Source organism: Escherichia sp. AM3, from assembly GCF_032029835.1.
Taxonomy (GTDB): domain Bacteria; phylum Pseudomonadota; class Gammaproteobacteria; order Enterobacterales; family Enterobacteriaceae; genus Escherichia; species Escherichia coli.
Genome location: NZ_JAVUPQ010000308.1, coordinates 1 through 1,309, shown reverse-complemented (window position 1 = coordinate 1,309; position 1,309 = coordinate 1). Strand labels below are relative to the sequence as shown.

General features: G+C 59.4%; 3 protein-coding genes and 2 pseudogenes. 1 reads left to right on the top strand and 4 read right to left on the bottom strand.

Annotation, left to right across the window (positions count from 1 at the left end):
- The 3 genes and pseudogenes from RTW80_RS25365 to RTW80_RS25355 all read right to left on the bottom strand — a co-directional run.
- A pseudogene (locus tag RTW80_RS25365) lies at positions 1-77 on the bottom strand (hypothetical protein); the annotation flags it as partial.
- Positions 78-761, bottom strand: coding sequence for a DNA methylase (locus tag RTW80_RS25360; protein WP_000086135.1), 684 nt, complete (start codon positions 759-761; stop codon positions 78-80).
- A gap of 75 nt (positions 762-836) precedes the next feature.
- A complete protein-coding gene (locus tag RTW80_RS25355; RefSeq protein WP_077793698.1) occupies positions 837-1,049 on the bottom strand; it encodes a hypothetical protein in 213 nt (70 codons plus the stop codon).
- Between RTW80_RS25355 and RTW80_RS25350 the strand changes: the two genes are divergently transcribed.
- A complete protein-coding gene (locus RTW80_RS25350) occupies positions 965-1,195 on the top strand; it encodes an arginase (protein WP_306234079.1) in 231 nt (76 codons plus the stop codon). The two genes, RTW80_RS25355 and RTW80_RS25350, sit on opposite strands and share 85 nt — an antisense overlap.
- Here RTW80_RS25350 and RTW80_RS25345 read toward each other — a convergent pair.
- Positions 1,146-1,309: pseudogene (locus tag RTW80_RS25345) on the bottom strand (hypothetical protein); the annotation flags it as partial. The gene RTW80_RS25350 and the pseudogene RTW80_RS25345 sit on opposite strands and share 50 nt — an antisense overlap.

The window sequence follows — 1,309 nt, the reverse complement described above, 5'->3', positions numbered from 1 at the left end:
GTTGTACGCAGGTCGCACATGGCATTGGCCACCTCCGCCACTTCGGCGCGCAGTTTTTCGTGTCCGGCAGAGTTCATTTACGCAGCCTCCGGCATAAACCAGTCATCATTCGCGGCCCCCTGCTGCATGGCCCGTTGCACGGCGGCAAGGCGTTGCTGCCCGGCACGGTGATACTGCTCAAGCAGCTCGATACCGATATACCGGCGTCCGGACTGGAGGGCGGCGACGCAGGTTGAGCCGCTGCCTGCAAACGGGTCCAGCACAATTGCGTTCGGGTGTGTGAAGCTCTCAATCAGCGGTTGCAGGCTGGTGACGGGCTTTTCCGTCGGGTGATGACGATTGCCCGAATATTTCCAGCCCAGCACGTCCGGCAGCGGGTTTTGTGGCAGACGTGGACGGCCTTTTGCCAGGATGTAGGCACATTCGTGGCGATAGCCCACATATGCGGCCTTCGATGTGTAGTTTTTGGTGAAGACCAGGTGACCAACAACGCTGAATCCCGCATTTTTCCAGGCAGACATAAAACGATCGACGCGATTCCAGCCATAGAAGCTCACCATTAACGCGTCTTTTTTGAGTACGCGGTACATCTCATTACAGGCCGGTTGCAGCCATTCATCGGTTTTATCGCCGGCAATGGTACGCCCCTGACGGTCACGAAAACCGACGAGGTACGGCGGGTCGGTGAGGATGAAATCAATGGCGTTATCAGGGATACGGGCCATAACATCGATGCAGTTACCGAGGACAAAACGGGACATACCAAACTCCTTCTCTTACAGAGGGCACCGGGAGGGCACCCCTGTGGTGCCCGTTCCCCGCTGCCTGTGGGCTGTTCACCGCGTCCGGTAACGGGTCAGGCCGACCGTGGAATACCGCAGCCGTCGTCTTTTTGACGGCAAGGCTATGCCGCGAAAGCGGCTTGAAGGGCGTTCGTCAGAAAAGGGCGACGGGCTGGCGTACACTGTCACCGACGCCAGCCGGGAGCGGTAAAAGCGCCCGTCCCGTGCCCGGCCGGACGCGGGACACTGACCACAGGCAGCGTTTATGCCGCGCCGCGTCAGCCGGCGCAGTAAAAAGAGGAGCACGGCGACATCCTTTGTCGGAAAAGAAACGGGCGGTTGCCCGCCCGTCTCCGTCATACTTCATCCGCCATAATGCGCCACATTGTCGATTATCCACGCAGGTCCGGTGACTTCCGGCAGCTCATCATCATCTGTCGGGGAAGACCATTCCAGTTCCCCCCACAGCACATCAACGAGCTCTCCGCGCTCCTCCACCTGCCAGCCACAGAAATTGCAGCCCTGGT